Raw genomic sequence first — 17,465 nt, 5'->3', positions numbered from 1 at the left:
TTAGCCGGATCGATCTCTTCTCCGGCGGTCTCCTGCGCTCCCGGGAGCGTCAGCGAGTCAGCCCTTGTACCGCGGGAAGGCGGCCGCGCCCGCGTAGCGCGCGGCGTCGTCCAGCTCCTCCTCGATGCGCAGGAGCTGGTTGTACTTGGCGACCCGGTCGGACCGGGCCGGAGCGCCGGTCTTGATCTGGCCGCACCCGGTCGCGACGGCGAGGTCGGCGATCGTGGTGTCCTCGGTCTCGCCGGACCGGTGGCTCATCATGCAGCGGTAACCGTTGCGGTGGGCCAGCTCGACCGCGTCGAGCGTCTCGGTCAGCGTGCCGATCTGGTTGACCTTCACCAGGACGGCGTTGGCCGCGCCCTCGGCGATGCCCCGGGCGATGCGCTGCGGGTTGGTGACGAACAGGTCGTCGCCGACGATCTGCAGCTTCGAGCCGAGCTGCGCGGTGATCGACGACCAGCCCGCCCAGTCGTCCTCGGCCAGCGGGTCCTCGATCGACACGATCGGGTAGGACTCGGCCAGCTTCGCGTAGTACGCGATCATCTCGTCGGTGGACTTGGGAGCGCCCTCGAAGACGTACGAGCCGTCCTTGTAGAACTCGGTCGCGGCGACGTCCATCGCCAGCACGATGTCCTTGCCCAGGGCGTACCCGGCGGCGGCGACAGCCTCCGCGATCAGGTCCAGGGCGGCGGCGTTGGAGGGCAGGTCGGGGGCGAAGCCGCCCTCGTCACCCAGGCCGGTGGACAGGCCCTTCTTCTTCAGAACCGCCTTGAGCGCGTGGTAGACCTCCGCGCCCGAGCGCAGCGCCTCGGCGAAGGTCGGCGCGCCGATCGGGGCGACCATGAACTCCTGGACGTCCACGTTGGAGTCCGCGTGCGCCCCGCCGTTGAGGATGTTCATCATCGGCACCGGCAGCAGGTGCGCGTTCGGACCGCCGACGTAGCGGAACAGCGACAGCTCGGCGCTCTTGGCGGCGGCCTTGGCGACGGCCAGCGAGACGCCCAGCATCGCGTTCGCGCCGAGGTTGGCCTTGTCCGGCGTGCCGTCCAGCTCCAGCATCTTGGCGTCGATCAGGCGCTGCTCGCTCGCCTCGTAGCCGATCAGCTCGTCGACGATCTTGTCGGTGATGTTGGCGACGGCCTTCTGCACGCCCTTGCCGCTGTACCGGCCCTTGTCACCGTCCCGCAGCTCCAGCGCCTCGAAGGCGCCGGTTGACGCGCCGGACGGGACGGCGGCGCGCTCGATGGTGCCGTCGTCGAGGCCGATCTCCACCTCGACGGTGGGGTTGCCCCGCGAGTCGAGAATCTCCCGTGCGACGAATCCCTCGATGGTGGCCACAGTGTTGCTCCTCGTGATGTCCGCTCTGGGCGCCGCGACTCTGCGGTGCGAAATCACCCGCAGCCTATCGCGGTCCCGCCGACCGGACGCCGTTCGGCCAGGAGTACGCCGACTGAACGGAGATTCTCCGCATTGTTTCGGGAATCGGACATCCACGTTGCGGCGAATCGATCTCATGAGCAAGGGTGAGTAGCGTGCGACCCGGGGAGCGCCGGTTACGGCGGCACACCACTCTGCTCATCCTGGCCGGCCCGATCGTGGCCGGTCTGCTGGCCATGACCGGCTGCGGAGGCGGTACGCCGCCGATCGACCGCACCGACCTGGTCAACGATCTCGCGGCCCGGCTCAACCAGCCGCCTGCCGCCGATTACACCGCCCGCTACCAGCTCGCCGGCGGGGCGATGGCGACGGTGACGCAGTCCAAGGAGCCCCGGCGAACGGCGTACCAATGGACGGGGGGATCGATGATCTTGACCCCGCAGGCCACCACGAAGTGCTCCGGCGCTCCGGCCGTCTGCACGATGACCGCCGCCCCCGCTTCGGCCACCCCGCAGGCCGATGCCACTGAGCTGCTCAAGCACGGCCTACTGTCGGCGCAGAAGGTCAGCGCGCTGCTCACGGCGGCCGCCCTCGACCTGCGAAGCGACATCCAGCAGCGCGACACCACGATCGCCGGCCGCCCGGCCAGCTGCGTCGAGGCGAGCGGCGAGAAGAACGGCAAGACCTACGACTTCGAGGTCTGCGTGACCACCGACAACGTGCTCGGCAGCTTCATCGGCACGGTCGACGGAACGCCGATCGAGTTCGCGATGACCCAGTACAGCGCGAGCGCGGCCGAGGACTCGTTCGCCACGACCGAACCCCAGCCGTCGATCTCCGCCCTCTGAGTCCCGCCGCCCCGTCCGCCGGGCTCACAGCCCGAGCAGCGTACGCAGGTGGCGCGGCGACGGCGAGCCGTGGGCGAGCATGGCGTCGTGCCACTGCCGGGCGGGCGTGCCGGCCGGGCGGGCGCGGCCGATCGCCGACACCTCCGACCAGCCCACGAAGTAGGTCGACAGCTGCGTCGAGGTCAACAGCGCCCGCCGCCACTTCCCGGCCGCCTCGCCCTCCTCCTGGAACCCACGCTCGGTCATCAACGCCATCGCGTCCACCTCGGCCAGCCCCTCGCAATGCACGAGCTGGTCCAGGATCGCGTTGATCGTCATCCGCAACTGCAACTTGAGCTGCTGCAGGCGTACGGGCAGGCCGCCGAAGCCGTGATCGGCCATGATCTCCTCGGCGTACACCGCCCAGCCCTCGACGAACGGGCCGGAGGAGCCCAGCGCGCGTACGCGGGTCGAACCCCGGTAGCGGCGGGCGTGCGCGAGCTGCAGATAATGGCCCGGCATCGCCTCGTGCACGGTGAGGTTCCGGACCATGTGGTCGTTGTACTCGCGGTAGAACGACTCGACCAGCTCCGGCGACCAGTCCCGGGGCGTCGGCGCGATGCAGTAGAACGTCGGCACGTCCGCCGTCTCCAGCGGCCCCGGCGCGTCGCAGTACGCCACGGCCACCCCGCGGGCGAACTCGGGCATCTCCTCGAGGACGCACGGGTCGTCGAGCAGCGAGACGAGTTCGTTCGCCCGGACGAACTCGGTCGTCTCGTCCATCGTCACCCGGGCGAGCTCCACGACCGTGTCGTTGGCCGGCCGCTGCTCGGACAACGACCGCAACGCTGCGCGTACCCCTTGGTCGGAGGCGGGACCCCCCGCGACGCCGGACGCCGCTTCGCGGATCTCCTCCGTGACCCGCTCGAGGTTGGCCTCCGCGCGATCCAGGACCTCGGCCGCGGACAGCTGAGTGTCGAGGGTGTGCCAGAGGCGGGCCTCGAAGAGTTTGCGGCCCAAGCGCGGATCGCGCGCCGGACGTTGCCGGCCGAGCCAGCCGGAGAACTCCTCCAACGCGCGGACCGCCTGGTCGGCGACCGGGCCGACCACCGACTCCAGGCCCGGGACCTGCGCGACCATCGGCGGCAACGAGTCGCGGATGAGTTCGGCGGAGCCCTGGAACTGGCCGACCGCGGTCTCCAAGTGGACCTGCGGGCACCCGTCGAGCAGGGTACGCGCGGTGGCCAGCGCGTCCGGGACGAAGGCGAGCCGCAGGGCCAGCGACTCCAGCCGTTCCTCGACCGGGGCGAACGGACGGGACATCAGCGCGTGCAGCAACGCGCCCGGATTGTGCACGAGCGGGTTCCACTCGTGTTCGCGCACATCGGACCGCTCGAAGATCTGCCGGTCGACGATGCTCGACAGGATCTCGTGGTCGACCTGCTCGGCCGGATCCAGCTCGTCCACGTCCACCTGGGACAACGCGTGCGCGGCCTCGCGCAGCATGGCCACGTCGGCGGCGACGCCCTCGGTGCTCAGGTCGGGCAGACGATGGTCGAACCGGTGGTCGCCCGCGTAGTTCGCGGCGACGGGGTCCGACTCCAGGACGGCGTCGACGATCTTCTCGGCGAGCGGCGCGAACTCCATCCCCTGACCCTACCGGCCGCCCACCCCCGGGTGCAGATCACGGTTACGCATGCCTGCCGTGGCGGGTTTGGCATGCGTAACCGTGATCTGGTGGCTAACTCTGCGGGGCCGCTTCGGCGGGGGTGCGGCGGAACGTCAACGCGGTCCACCCGGCGGCGAGCGCGAGCGCGGCGAGCGGCAGGACCGCGTACCGAACAGGCGGGGCGACCAGCTCAGCCTGGAGGTACAGAGCCGCACCGAGGGCCGCCGCGGTCAGCGTCGCACCAAGGACGGCCACGCCGACCCGGCCGGGGAGCGTACGCTCAGCGCCGCTCACCGTGCCGAGCAGGAACGCGAGGTCGACCGCGATCGCCCCGGCGAGCAGGGCGAACGGGACGGCCGAGGGCGGGAAGCCGGTGCCGTAGAGGATGCCCCAGACGACACACCGGTACGCGACGTACGCCGCCGCGAGAACGGTCGCCGTCCAGCAGGCGCCGACGAAGATCCGCGCCGCGACCAGGGCCAGCATCGCCGCCCCGACGAGCCAGACCGGGTAGACCCACGAGCCGACCGGCAGGGAGAAGTTCGTGATCGCGATCGTGTCGACCGGACGGTTGATCTGGTCGGCGGCGAACTGCAGCAGGATCGGCTCCGCATAGGGCTTGCCGGCCAGGTACGCCTTCAGCGACAGCACGCCGTACTCCTGGTGCTGGCTCGGGAAGAGCACGTTCTCCAGGAAGAAGAACCAGGCCAGGCCCAGCCCGATCGTGCGTACGCGGCCCTCCGCGGTGCTGATCCCGAAGCCGTGCGCCACGCCGAGGATCATGAAGGCGGTGCCGATGTAGAGCAGCGCGTGGCTCGGCGACCAGGCGGTGATGTCGAGCCCGTTGACCCGGTGGTTCACGATGTCGATCGGGATGGCGATGAGGAACAGGCCGGTGCCCAGGACGATCAGGTTGCGCGCCCGCTTGTCCACCCCCACTCCCGTACGCACCTGGAAGATGACGAGCGCGACGGCGAGGACCGTGCCGACGGTGTTGAGCAGATGCGGCGGGGCCAGGTCGTCGCGCAGCCACTTGAAGTGCCACGACATGTCCCAGGTGGAGCCCAGCATCTTGAGGATGAACGCCACCAGCCACAACCGGTAGACCAGCAGCACCGTGGCGGGGCGCTGCTCCTCGGTCGGCCCGGAGATGGCGATGCGAGCCCAGTCCGTGGGCGGCAACGTCAAGATCGTCACTGGGTCAACTCGTCTCGATAGAAGGGGCACGAACGTTCAGGGAATTCTGCCGTGCGACACGCCGCTTGGGTATCCACCGCGTCCCCGAACTCTCCCTGAGATCCCGACCATGAGTAAGCTGCCTGCCGGACTGTCGATTTCTGGAGGCCGCCGTGCGTACACACCGCCGACTGACCACTGCCGCCGTGGCCGGCGCCCTGGCCGCGCTCGCCCTGGCCGGCTGCCGATCGGCGCCGAGCGCCGCGGCGTACGTCGGCGACAGCCGGCTCACCGAGGCTCAGGTGACCGACATGGTCGACAGCACCGGGGGCCGGATCACGCGAGAAGGCGTCGTGCTGAGCTTCGTGCTCGCCAACGCCTGCAAGCAGTTCGCCGCCGACGCCGGCTTCTCGCCGAACACGCAGCAGGGCGCTCAGGCGCTGTCGACCGAAGGGCTCGACCAGTCCACCGAGATCGGCCGGCTGCGGCTGGAGATGCACAGCTGCATCTACGGCGCGCCCGACGCCGGGGTCAAGGTGACCGACGAGGACCTCCGCTGGTTCTACGACGACGCGATCAAGTACGGCGCGATCCAGCCGAACGTGACCTTCGAGCAGGTCAAGCCGGAGCTCAGCGGCAGCCAGGAGGTCGTGCAGACGCTGGCGCTGCGCCGGATGTGGGCCGACGCCACCGCCAACCAGGACATCTCCGTCAGCCCCCGCTACCGGGCGCTGAGCATCTCGGTCGGCGCGCCCGGCAACGTGCCGGTCGTCCTGCAGCTCGGCGACTCCGCCAACGACAGCGTCGTCGACGCGCCCACGCCGGCCCCGTCCGAGACCGCCGCTGGTGGAACCGGCGCCGTCCAGAGCTGATGACGGCGCGAATCGTCCTGCTCGTCACCTCCCCTCGGCTGCCGGCTGGACTGCTCACCGCACAGGCGTGGGACCTGGTACGCGCGTACCCGGTGCTGGCCGGAGCCGAGAACGCGCAGACCACCGCGCTGCGCGCGAACGGGGCTGACGTCACGATCCTGCCGTCGCCGACCGCCGCGGCGCTCCTGGCCGCCGCCGGCACCTCCGTGGAAGACGGCGGCACCTCCGTGGAAGACGGCGGCACCTCCGTGCAAGGCGGCGGCACCTCCGTGGAAGACGGCGGCACCTCCGTGGAAGACGGCGGCACCTCCGTGGAAGGCGGCGGCACGGTTGTCTGGCTGGCCGGGCCCGACGGCGACCAGCGACTGGCCCGGGAGCTCGGCCTCAAGCTGGCGAGCAATCCGGAACTCGCCGAGATGGAGCTGCTCTACGGCTCCTGGGATCCGCCCGGCGCCCGGCTCCTCGACGCGGTCGCCGTCATGGACCGTCTGCACGCCGACGACGCGTGGAAACGCTCGCAGACCCATCAGACCCTCGCCCGCTACCTGCTGGAGGAGGCGTACGAGGCGTACGACGCGATCCGGGCCGACGACCTCGACGCGCTGCGCGGGGAGATCGGCGACGTCCTGCTGCAGGTCCTGCTGCACGCCCGGATGGCCGAGGAACTCCCCGACGAAGAGCGTTGGACCATCGACGACGTGGCCGGCGAGTTCGTCGAGAAGATGATCCGCCGGAACCCGCACGTCTTCGAGCCGGGCCGAGAGACCGACGACCTCGAGGAGATCGTCGCCAACTGGAACGCCGTCAAGGCGGCCGAACGGGCCGCGCATCCGCCCCGGGCGACGACGTCGCTGGCGAGCGCGCTGGCGACGCTGGCGCAGTCGTCGCGGGACGAGGACGCCGTCGACGCTCTTCGCGAGGCACTCCGACAGCTGACTTCATGATCAGGGTCATTTCCGCGGTGCCATAGCGACATGGAAATGACCCTGATCAAGGCTCGCAGGGGCTAAACCGCAGGCGGCCCCAGAACGTCGGACAGCGCCTGCGCACACCACTCCAGCAGGGCCTGGTCGCGCAGAGGCTCCCCGCCGATCCGCCGAGTGGTCGGGCGCGGCACGGACACCTGGGACGTGGCGGGCTTGTAGACGGCGTCCGGGTGGTACCGCTTGAGCCGGAGCTGCTTGCTGTCGGGCAGCTCCAGCGGCGAGAACCGCAGGTGCTTGCCTTGTACCGACACCTCGCTGAGCCCGTACGCCCGGGCCAGCGCCCGGAACCGGGCGACCGCGATCAGGTTGACGACCGGCGCCGGCGGCTCCCCGTAGCGGTCGGTGAGTTCGTCGACGACCGCGTCGAGTTCCTCGCCGGACCGGGCGTTGGCGATCTTCCGGTACATCTCCAGGCGCAGCCGTTCGACCTCGATGTAGTCGACCGGCAGGTGGGCGTCGACCGGCAGATCGACCTTGACCTCGGTCGCCTCCTCGTCCTCCTCGCCGCCGACGTCGCCCTTGAACGCCTTGACGGCGTCGCCGACCATCCGGACGTAGAGGTCGAAGCCGACGCCTTCGATGTGGCCGGACTGTTCGCCGCCGAGGAGGTTGCCCGCGCCGCGGATCTCCAGGTCCTTCATCGCGACATACATGCCCGCGCCGAGTTCGGTGTGCTGCGCGATGGTCGCCAGCCGTTCGTGGGCGTGTTCGGTCAGCGGCTTCTCCGGCGGATACAGGAAGTACGCGTACGCCCGCTCGCGGCCACGGCCGACACGACCCCGGATCTGGTGCAACTGGGCCAGCCCGAGCAGGTCGGCCCGTTCGAGGATCAGGGTGTTGGCGTTGGGGATGTCGATGCCGGACTCGATGATCGTGGTGGCCACGAGGACGTCGTACTCCTTCTCCCAGAAGCCGATCATCACCTTCTCGAGGGCTTCCTCGCCCATCTGGCCGTGCGCGGTGACGACGCGGGCCTCGGGGACGAGTTCCCGGAGGCGCCGGGCCGCCTTGTCGATCGACTCGACCCGGTTGTGCAGGTAGAACACCTGGCCGTCGCGGAGCAGCTCCCGGTGGATGGCGGCGGCGACCTGCTTGTCGTCGTACGCCCCGACGTAGGTCAGGACGGGATGGCGCTCCTCCGGAGGGGTGGCGATGGTGGACATCTCCCGGATGCCGGTGATCGCCATTTCGAGCGTACGCGGAATCGGGGTGGCCGACATGGTCAGAACGTCCACATTGGTCCGCAGCGACTTGAGGTGTTCCTTGTGCTCCACCCCGAACCGCTGCTCCTCGTCCACCACGACGAGGCCGAGCTGCTTGAACCGGGTGGCCTGCTGAAGCAGCCGGTGGGTGCCGATGACGATGTCGGCGCTGCCTTCGGACGCCATCTCGATGGTGCGCGTGGACTCCGACGGGGTCTGGAACCGCGACAGCTGCCGGATCTGCACCGGGAACTGGGCCATCCGCTCGGAGAAGGTGTTGAAGTGCTGCTGGGCGAGCAGCGTCGTGGGGACGAGGATGGCGACCTGCTTGCCGTCCTGCACCGCCTTGAACGCCGCGCGTACGGCGATCTCGGTCTTGCCGTAGCCGACGTCGCCGCAGATCAGGCGGTCCATCGGCACGGCCTTCTCCATGTCGCCCTTGACCTCTTCGATCGCGGCGAGCTGGTCCGGCGTCTCGGTGTAGGGGAACGCGTCCTCCAGCTCCCGCTGCCACGGGGTGTCCAGGCCGAACGCGTGTCCCCTGGCGCCCTGCCGCGCCGCGTACAGCTGAATGAGCTGGGCCGCGATCTCCCGGACCGCCTTGCGCGCGCGAGCCTTGGCCTTCTGCCAGTCCGAACCGCCCATCTTGTGCAGGGTCGGCTGCTCGCCGCCGACATACCGGGACAGTTGGTCGAGGGCGTCGGTGGGGACGAACAGCCGATCGCCCGGCTGGCCGCGCTTGGCCGGGGCGTACTCGATGACCAGGTATTCCCGCTCGGCCCCGTTGACCTGCCGCTGCACCAGCTCGACGTAGCGGCCGATGCCGTGCTGCTCGTGCACCACGAAGTCGCCGGCGCGCAGCTCCAGCGGGTCGATCGTGTTGCGCCGCCGGGACGGCATCTTGCGCATGTCCTTCGTGGACGCTCCCCGGCCGCCCGAGATGTCGGTCCCGGTCACGATCGCGACCTGGGCGGTCTCGTCGACCAGGCCGCTCGTCAGCGGGCCTGTGGTGATGAGCAGCTCGCCCGCGGCGAGGCCGGCCGCGTCCGACACGTGCGCGCCGACGCCCGCGTCACGCAGCACCTCGGCGGCCCGCTGAGCCGGTCCGTGGCCCTCGAAGACCAGCGCCACCTTCCAGCCGTCACGTAGCCAGCCGGTCAGGTCGTCGAGCAGCCGCGCGGTGTCGCCGTGATACAGCGGCGCGGCCTGCCCGCCCAGGGTGAGCAGCGTCGTCGTGTCGTCGCTGACCGACACCGTCTCGGGAACGTCGAGCCACGGCGTCTGGTCGACCGCCGCCGGCTCGCCCGAGTCCAGCCCGAACGGCGCGATCGACCACCACGACTGACCGCGGGAAAGCGCGGCTCCGCGTACCTCGGCCAGCGTCTTGAAGGCGGCGGCGTCCACGTCGATCGGGGCTCGCCCGCCACTCGCGGCCGCGGCCCAGCCGGCCTGCAAGAACTCCTCACTTGTACGCACAAGGTCATGCGCGCGGGTGCGGATGCGTTCGGGATCGCAGAGCAGGACGACCGTCTCGCTGGGCAGGCAGTCGGCGAGCAGCTCCATGCTGTGGTCGCCGGCCAGGGCCGGGGCGAGCGACTCCATCCCCTCGACCGGGATGCCCTCGGCCAGCTTCTCCAGGATCTCGGCCAGCTCGGGATGCTCCGCCAGCAACTCCTCGGCCCGGCCCCGGACCTCCGGGGTCAGCAGCAGCTCCCGGCACGGCACCGCGACCAGCCGGTCCACCGGTTCGATGGTGCGCTGGTCGGCCACGGCGAAGGAGCGGATCTCCTCCACGTCGTCGCCCCAGAACTCCACCCGAAGCGGGTGCTCCTCGGTCGGCGGGAAGACGTCGAGCAGGCCACCGCGGACGGCGAACTCGCCCCGCTTGGTCACCAGGTCGACCCGGGCGTACGCCAGGTCGCTGAGCCGGTGCGCGACCTCCTCCAGATCGGCGCTCGTGCCCGGGGACAACTCCACCGGCATGAGGTCGCCGAGTCCTTTCAACTGCGGCTGGAGCAGGCTGCGTACCGGTGCCACGACGACGCGGAGCGGGCCTTCCAGTTCCGGGTGAGCCAGCCGGCGCAGCACCGCGAGCCGGCGGCCGACGGTGTCGGACCGGGGCGACAGACGTTCGTGCGGGAGCGTCTCCCAGCTCGGGTAGGCCGCGACCTGGTCCGGCGACAGGAACGAGGACAGCGCCTCGGCCAGATCGTCGGCCTCGCGGCTGGTCGCCGTGACGGCGAGGACCGACTTGTTCCGGGCGGCGGTGGCCGCCAGGAAGGGCCGCAGCGCCGACGGCGCGGTGACGTCGACGTCCTCGGCGCCCCGGGCCAGCTCACCGGCGCGGGCGAGAGCGGGGTCGGCGAGGGCCGCCTCCAGCAGACCGACCAGCCTCACGACATTTCCCCCTAGATTTCGGCCCCAGGTCGGGCACCGTGTTTCGGCCACGCCGACTAGCCCCCCGCCCGAATCGGGTGGGGGGTGGACGCTCGGTCACCAGCCTACATTCACCGGCCGACAGGCGGGCCCGAGAGCGGCGTCACAGCGCCCGGACACATCTCGGGCAGGTAACATGCGGGCCAGGACAGCGGCGTCCGTTTCTCAGGCGCGCGCTGCGGGGACGGCAAGCGATCTCCTCGCGCCAGCGCGGCAGCACCCTGGAAGGAACCGCGGTGAGCGAAGCTCGACACCCGATCGATGCGATCGATGAGGACGACGCAGCGCTGCGCGCTGACATCCGACGGCTCGGCACGCTGCTCGGCCAGACTCTGACCCGCCAGGAGGGCCAGGCGCTGCTCGACCTCGTCGAAGAGGTCCGCGCCCTGGTCCGCACCGATCCCGAGGCGGCCGCCGCCAAGCTGGGCGCGCTCGACGTCGCGACCGGGACGAAGCTGGCCCGTGCCTTCTCCACCTACTTCCACCTCGCCAACGTCACCGAGCAGGTGCACCGGGCTCGGGAGCTGCGCCGCGAGCGAGCCAAGCACGGCGGGTGGCTCGACCGGGCCGGCGCCATGATCGCCGAGCGGAAGGTGCCGACCGCCGAGATCGCCGCCGCCGCCCGTCGCCTGGCGGTACGCCCGGTCTTCACCGCGCATCCGACCGAGGCGGCCCGGCGGTCGATCCTGACCAAGCTCCGCAGCATCGCCGACCAGCTCGACAACGAGGCGGCCGAGGCGGTGCTCTATGGCGGCGACGTCACCGCCAAGACCGACCGACGGCTGGCCGAGCTGCTGGATCTGCTGTGGCAGACCGACGAACTGCGGCTCGACCGGCCCGACCCGACCGACGAGGCGCGCAACGCCGTCTACTACCTGCGCGACCTGTACGCCGACGCCGCCCCGCAGGTGCTCGACGACCTCGCCGAGACGCTCCGGTCGCTGGGGGTGGAGAGCGCGCCGAACGGGCAGCCGCTCACCTTCGGGACCTGGATCGGCGGCGACCGCGACGGCAACCCGTTCGTGACCCCGGCGGTCACCCGGGACGTGCTGATCATCCAGCACGAGCACGGCATCCAGGCCACCGAGGAGGCGATGGACGAGCTGATCAACGAGATCAGCGTGTCCCGGCGGCTGCGTACGGTGTCGCTGGACCTGTCGGCCAGCCTCGCCCAGGACCTGGACGCACTGCCGGAGGTGGACGCCCGGTTCCGCCGGGTCAACGCCGAGGAGCCGTACCGCCTGAAGGCGCGCGCGATCAAGGCCAAGCTCGCCAACACCCGGCAGCGTCTGGCCAAGGGCACGCCGCACGTGCACGGGCGCGACTACCTCGGCTCGTCCGGGCTGATCGCCGACCTGGAACTGCTGCGGGCGTCGCTGGCGCGCAACGCCGGGCAGCTGACCGCGACGGGCACCCTGGCCAGCATCATCCGCCGCGTGAGCGCGTTCGGGCTGCGACTGGCCACGATGGACGTACGCGAGCACGCCGAGGCTCATCACGCCGTGCTCGCCCAGCTCTACGCCAGCGTGGGCGAGGTCACCGACTACGCGGGGCTGTCCCGCGCGGAGCGGACCGAGCTGCTGGCTCGGGAGCTGGACAGCCGCCGCCCGCTGTCGCACGCCGACACCCCGCTGAGCGACCGGTCGCGCAAGACGTTCGACGTCTTCAGCACCATCCGGGACGCGCAGGAGCGATTCGGGCCGGAGGTCATCGAGTCGTACATCATCTCGATGACGCAGGGCGTCGACGACGTGCTCGCCGCCGCCGTCCTGGCCCGCGAGGCCGGTCTGATCGACCCGCACAACGCCAAGGCCCGGATCGGGCTCGTGCCGCTGCTGGAGACCCCGGCCGAGCTGTCCGCCGGCGGGCGGCTCCTCGACGAGCTGCTGCGGCTGCCGGCGTACCGGGCCGTCGTGCGCGCTCGCGGCGACGTGCAGGAGGTGATGCTCGGCTACTCCGACTCCAACAAGGAGGCCGGGATCACCACCAGCCAGTGGGGCATCCACCGGGCACAGCGCGACCTGCGGGACGTCGCCGCCCGGCACGGCGTACGCCTGCGGCTGTTCCACGGCCGCGGCGGCACCGTCGGCCGCGGCGGCGGCCCGACCCACGAGGCGATCCTGGCCCAGCCCTACGGCACGCTCGACGGCGCGATCAAGGTGACCGAGCAGGGCGAGGTCATCTCCGACAAGTACACGCTGCCCGCGCTGGCCCGGGAGAACCTGGAGCTGACCGTGGCCGCCGTGCTGCAGGCGACGCTGCTGCACACCGCGCCCCGGCAGCCGCAGGAAGACCTGGCTCGCTGGGACGCGGCGATGGACGCCGTGTCCGACGCGGCCTTCGGGGCGTACCGGGATCTCGTCGAGGATCCGCTGCTCCCCGAGTACTTCTGGGCGGCCACGCCGACCGAGCTGCTCGGCGCGTTGAACATCGGCTCCCGCCCCGCGAAGCGGCCGGACTCGGGCGCCGGGCTCGGTGGCCTGCGGGCTATCCCCTGGGTGTTCGGCTGGACGCAGTCACGCCAGATCGTCCCCGGCTGGTACGGCGTCGGCACCGGCCTGCGCGCCGCACGCGAGGCAGGACTGTTCGACACCCTGACCGACGCGCACTCCCGCTGGCACTTCTTCCGGACCTTCCTCTCCAATGTGGAGATGATGCTGACCAAGACCGACCTGACGATCGCGCGGAACTATGTCGCCGCACTTGTTCCGGAGCGGCTCCAGCCGATCTTCGGCAAGATCGAGGCGGAGTACGCGCGTACCGTCGAGGAGGTCCTGGCGATCACCGGCGAGGCGCACGTGCTGGAGGCGCAGCCGGTGCTGGCGCGGACGCTGGCGGTGCGGGACACCTATCTGGAGCCGTTGCACCACCTCCAGGTTGCGTTGTTGCGGCAGTATCGAGACACCGGGACCAGGTCGGCCGCCACGCCCGGCGGTGGCCGAGCGCCGAGCACCGATCCGACGCTGGAGCGGGCACTGCTCACCACGGTCAACGGCATCGCCGCCGGTCTTCGCAACACCGGCTAGCCCGATCGCAGTGCCACGGTCGAGCTGGCACACTAGTCATCTCGACGCGAGCCAGGGGATGCCTCGCCCGAGACGCCAAAGTGCAGTCAGCACGAACAGGAGGCGACGTGGACCGGTTCGAGTGGGCCCTCACCGACGAGGATCTGGCCAGCGCGCCCGCCCACACGCCCGAACCGGTCGAGCTGGCCGACCTCCAGATGCTGCTCGCCGGGGCGTACGCACCGCTGGACGGGTTCATGAGCCGGGCCGACTGCGCCGCGGTGGAGCAGCACGGGCGGCTGCCCAACGACGGGGTGTGGCCGCTGATCACGCTGCTCATCCCGGACGTGGCGGTACGCCCCGAGGCGAAGGCGGTCGTGCTGACCGACCCCGAGGGCGCACCGGTCGGCGCGTTGCACATCGCCGAGCGCTGGCCCGCCCGGAAACCGGGGCACAGCTACCTCTCCGGGGCGGTACGCGCGTACGGCGACGGCGGGCTGCCCTTCCACCGCTATCGGCTGTCCGCCGCCGAGGCTCGCCATCATCTCCACGCCGGCCAGACCGAGGCGCCGGATCGAGCGGGAGCCAGCCGCGTCCTCGGCTTCTACGCCGACCGCCCGTTGCACCGGCCCCAACTGGCCCAGCTGCTGCACACCGCACGACAGCTCAGCGCGCAGATCGTGCTGCTGGTGCCGGTGGCCGAGCCGGGGCCGGACGGGTTGGAGCAGCACGCCCTGCTGCGCTGCGTACTCGCTGCGGCCGAGCGCCTGCCGGACCCGTTGGTGGTGGCGATCCCGCTGCATCGGCGGGAGGACCAGTTCGCCGACGGCGCGCTGCGGGCTCGGGTCGCCGAGGCGTACGGGGTCACGCATCTGCTGTCCACTGCCGAGACCATCGCCGGCCGGGGTCCTCGCGTACTGGTCCCCCGCGCGCTCGCGTACGACACGCGGGACGGTCAGTGGCGCGACGCCAACGACGTGAACCCGCGGTTCGCGCGGCTGCCGCTGACTCCGGACGAGATCGCGCAACTGCTCGACGACGGCGAGACGCTGCCGGAGTGGCACACGCCGCCGGGCGTCGCCCGCGAGCTGGCCAAGGCCCGGCCGCCGCGGCGCCAACGTGGTCTCGTCCTGTTCTTCACCGGCCTGTCCGGCTCCGGCAAGTCCACGGTGGCACATGGGGTGGCCGAGGTGCTGCGGGAGGAGGGCGAACGCAGCATCACGATGCTCGACGGCGACGTCGTCCGCCGGGAGCTGAGCAAGGGCCTGGGCTTCGGCAAAGAGGACCGGGACCTGAACATCCGGCGGATCGGGTTCGTCGCCGCCGAAGTGGCCCGGCACGGCGGCGTGGCCATCGCCTGCCCGATCGCGCCGTACGCGGCAGCCCGCGCGGTAGCCCGTGCGATGGCCCGCACCGCCGGAGCGGACTTCATCCTCGTCCACGTCGCCACGCCGCTGGAAGTCTGCGAGAAGCGCGACCGCAAAGGCCTGTACGCCAAGGCGCGGGCGGGCTTGATCCGCGGGATGACCGGCATCGACGACCCCTACGAGGCGCCCACCGACGCGGAGCTGACCATCGACACGAGCCAGGGTTCGGTCGAGGACGCCGTCGACGAGGTCCTCGACTACCTCGTCAACGGCAGCTGGATCAGCCTCCCGGAGGCTTGACCGCGGTCGGGCTGGGTGGGCTCGGCGCCTTGGGCCGCTGGTCCGCCGACCGCACTTCTGGCGGCGGCTCGACCCGGAACACCGGCAGCTTCCCCAGATCCCGGTACGCGGCCAGCCCGTCGGCGGTGGCATGCACCCGGGAGTCCCGGCCGGCCTGGTTGCTCGGCGTCTCGAAGTAGATCAGCGCCTTGACCCGGGGGAACAGGTCGATCTGCCGCCCGACGCTGCGGAAGAAGTCGGCCTGGTGACCACGGTTGAACGCGGAGTACCAGAGCCCCCATTCGGCGACCATCAGCGGCTTCTTCGGGAACCGCTTCGCGGCCCAGGTGTAGAAGCCGGGCCAGTCCGGATGGCCGCTCGACCGCCGGTTCATCATCTCGGCGAAGTCGCCGTAGCCGTAACCGGGATCGCTGTAGGCGTACGCGTCCCAGGCGACCCAGTCGACGACGTCGTCACCCGGGTAGAGATCGGGGAACCACGACTTGGTGTTCCACGGGATGTACGCCATGAAGCAGACCACCGAGATCAGGTTCGTGACGCCGTCGGCCCGCAGCCGCTGCACCACGTACCGGAACGCGGCGGCGTAGTCCCGCGCGGTCATCCCGAGCAGCGGATTCGCGCGTACGTCGTCCTCGGGTTCGTGGTGCATCGTGAAGAAGAACTGCTCGGGAAAGGTCGCCTTGATGTGCGCGGCGAGCCGGTCCAGATAGTCGTCGGACCAGGGGTCGCCGTTCGCGATCTCCCGCCAGGTGGCATTCAGCGGCTTCCAGTTCAGCATGAGCATCCGCGGGCTGCGCGGATCCCGGGCCACGCCGATCTCCTCGGCGGTGGGGAACATCTGGTCTCCACGGTGGTACGCGTGATAGACCGCCTGCGGCCGTTGGGTCAGATTCTCGAAGGTACGCAACGCGCTGGCCCGGTTGACCGAGGTGTGCGCCCCCGGCGCGACGCCCCAGAGCACCCCGCACTCGGGTACGCCCCGGTCGCCGAGGCGGCAGTCGGGTTCGGACGGCCCGCTGCTGCTCGGGCTCGGCGACGGCCCCTGCGAAGCGGACGCGCTCGGCGACGCGGACGCGCTCGGCAAGCCCGAAGCGCTCGGTGAGACCGACGGTGAGACCGGCGCGCCCGGGGACCCCGACGCATTCGGTGAGACCGACGCACTCGGCGACCGCGACGGACTGGGTGCCACCGATGCGCTCGGCGACACCGACACGCTAGCCAAGCCCGACGGGCTGGGCCGATCCGACGCTGACGGAGAGTTGGACGGCAAGGGCGCGGGCGAGTCCGTCGGCGACGGCAGGACAGACGGCGACGGCATCCCCGACGGCGTCGGTTCCGACGAAGGTGCGGCCGAATCCGAGGGAGACGGCGCTGGAGTAGCCACCGGGTCGCCCGGGGTCGGCAAGGGCGGCGGGGGCGGCGACGGCTCTTCGGTCGCACTCGCGGTGGCGTACGCACCGTCGTCGGTGGACGGAGCCCAGTAGGGCGCGGCCTCCTCCGGCAGCCAGCCCGGGAGCTGCAGGTAGCGCAGGGCGGTGCTCGGCGGCGCGACGATCATCGAGCCGGGCAGCCGGTTGAGCGGGCTCGCCGACGGACGGGGTCCCGTGTTCCATTGCAGGGTCAGCGTCGGCGGCCGTTTAGCCCGGCTCTCCTGGGCGTCGAACAGGCCGATCGCGTCGCTTGTCGGCGCGGTCACCGCGAACGCGTACTCGCCGGAGTCGCGGAGGACGCTCGTGACGTCGAAGTGGACCGCAGTCTCGAATCCCGTGGGGAACACGGAGCCGACCACCTGGCCGAGCCGGGGCGCGGACCCCGCAGTGACCTGGCCGGCCCGCCAGTCCGCCCACGGGACGACGCTGAGTTCGACGATTCCGGGCAGGCGGCCGCTGTGCCGGGCGAGCCAGAGTTCGGCGTGCGCGGGCGGGGCGCCGGCCGGCAGGTCGACGCGGAACTTGAGGTAGCTGACCGCTGCGCCGCCGGCCCAGCCGCCGGCCGCCAGGAGGTCCACGCTCTCGGCAGGCGCAGCGGTCGGTGCGGGCGATTCGGGGGTGTCGAGCGAGGCGGGCGCGAAGTCCCGGACCGCGACGTCCTCCGCGACCGGCACGATCCGGGGCCGGTCCGAAACCCGGCCGCCGAGCAGCCCGATCGTCGTCGCCGCTGTCACCGCGGCGGCGGCGAGCAGCGCCACCCGCGCGGACCGCCTGCCATGGCCGGACCTGACCATCGCGGTGCCTCCCCTCCGCCAGTC

The 17,465-nt window shown here is 71.2% G+C and carries 10 protein-coding genes; 5 read left to right on the top strand and 5 right to left on the bottom strand.

Translation table 11 applies throughout. The annotated features are described in order from the left end of the window. Positions 1–57: 57 nt before the first annotated feature. Entirely contained in the window at positions 58–1,338 is a 1,281-nt protein-coding gene (gene eno / locus HDA40_RS25570) for a phosphopyruvate hydratase (RefSeq protein ID WP_253760096.1), read from the bottom strand. A gap of 194 nt (positions 1,339–1,532) precedes the next feature. On the opposite strand from eno, the gene HDA40_RS25565 reads away from it, so the two are divergent. Continuing rightward, positions 1,533–2,225 (top strand): hypothetical protein, encoded by a 693-nt coding sequence (locus HDA40_RS25565; protein ID WP_253760095.1) that lies wholly within the window; start codon positions 1,533–1,535, stop codon positions 2,223–2,225. Positions 2,226–2,249: 24 nt separating this feature from the next. Here the strand turns inward: HDA40_RS25565 and HDA40_RS25560 are convergent, their stop codons facing one another. Next, on the bottom strand, positions 2,250–3,851 hold the full coding sequence (locus HDA40_RS25560) for a DUF885 domain-containing protein (protein WP_253760094.1): 1,602 nt from the start codon (positions 3,849–3,851) through the stop codon (positions 2,250–2,252). A 94-nt stretch (positions 3,852–3,945) separates the two neighbouring features. Then, positions 3,946–5,070, bottom strand: a complete 1,125-nt coding sequence (locus tag HDA40_RS25555; protein WP_253760093.1) for a hypothetical protein — start codon at positions 5,068–5,070, stop codon at positions 3,946–3,948. Between the two features lie 152 nt (positions 5,071–5,222). Here HDA40_RS25555 and HDA40_RS25550 point away from each other — a divergent pair, with 152 nt between their 5' ends. After that, on the top strand, positions 5,223–5,921 hold the full coding sequence (locus HDA40_RS25550; protein WP_253760092.1) for a hypothetical protein: 699 nt from the start codon (positions 5,223–5,225) through the stop codon (positions 5,919–5,921). Further along, entirely contained in the window at positions 5,921–6,865 is a 945-nt protein-coding gene (locus HDA40_RS25545) for a MazG nucleotide pyrophosphohydrolase domain-containing protein (protein ID WP_253760091.1), read from the top strand. Before HDA40_RS25550 ends, HDA40_RS25545 begins: the two co-directional genes overlap by 1 nt. 62 nt (positions 6,866–6,927) lie before the next feature. Here the strand turns inward: HDA40_RS25545 and mfd are convergent, their stop codons facing one another. Further along, complete coding sequence (mfd, locus tag HDA40_RS25540) at positions 6,928–10,506, bottom strand: transcription-repair coupling factor (RefSeq protein ID WP_253760090.1); 3,579 nt, start codon at positions 10,504–10,506, stop codon at positions 6,928–6,930. 275 nt (positions 10,507–10,781) lie between these two features. Here mfd and ppc point away from each other — a divergent pair, with 275 nt between their 5' ends. Both ppc and cysC read left to right on the top strand, forming a co-directional pair. After that, the gene (gene ppc / locus HDA40_RS25535) at positions 10,782–13,571 is read left to right on the top strand and encodes a phosphoenolpyruvate carboxylase (RefSeq protein ID WP_372502957.1); all 2,790 of its coding nucleotides are present in this window, start codon (positions 10,782–10,784) and stop codon (positions 13,569–13,571) included. A gap of 107 nt (positions 13,572–13,678) precedes the next feature. After that, the gene (gene cysC, locus HDA40_RS25530; protein WP_253760089.1) at positions 13,679–15,217 is read left to right on the top strand and encodes an adenylyl-sulfate kinase; all 1,539 of its coding nucleotides are present in this window, start codon (positions 13,679–13,681) and stop codon (positions 15,215–15,217) included. On the opposite strand, the gene HDA40_RS25525 is transcribed toward cysC, so the two are convergent. Further along, a complete protein-coding gene (locus HDA40_RS25525) occupies positions 15,198–17,441 on the bottom strand; it encodes a glycoside hydrolase family 26 protein (RefSeq protein WP_253760088.1) in 2,244 nt (747 codons plus the stop codon). The genes cysC and HDA40_RS25525 overlap by 20 nt on opposite strands. Positions 17,442–17,465: the final 24 nt, after the last annotated feature.

Origin of the sequence: Hamadaea flava (assembly GCF_024172085.1) — a bacterium.
Lineage (GTDB): Bacteria > Actinomycetota > Actinomycetes > Mycobacteriales > Micromonosporaceae > Hamadaea > Hamadaea flava.
The sequence above is the reverse complement of the archived record's forward strand: the minus strand, read 5'-3'. Positions and strand labels throughout refer to the sequence as shown.

What these genes read in the sequence shown, in the direction of transcription:
- HDA40_RS25545 (WP_253760091.1), top strand. Translation starts at nt 5,921, where the DNA reads ATGACGGCGCGAATCGTCCTGCTCGTCACCTCCCCTCGGCTGCCGGCT.
- HDA40_RS25525 (WP_253760088.1), bottom strand. Translation starts at nt 17,441, where the DNA reads ATGGTCAGGTCCGGCCATGGCAGGCGGTCCGCGCGGGTGGCGCTGCTC.
- HDA40_RS25560 (WP_253760094.1), bottom strand. Translation starts at nt 3,851, where the DNA reads ATGGAGTTCGCGCCGCTCGCCGAGAAGATCGTCGACGCCGTCCTGGAG.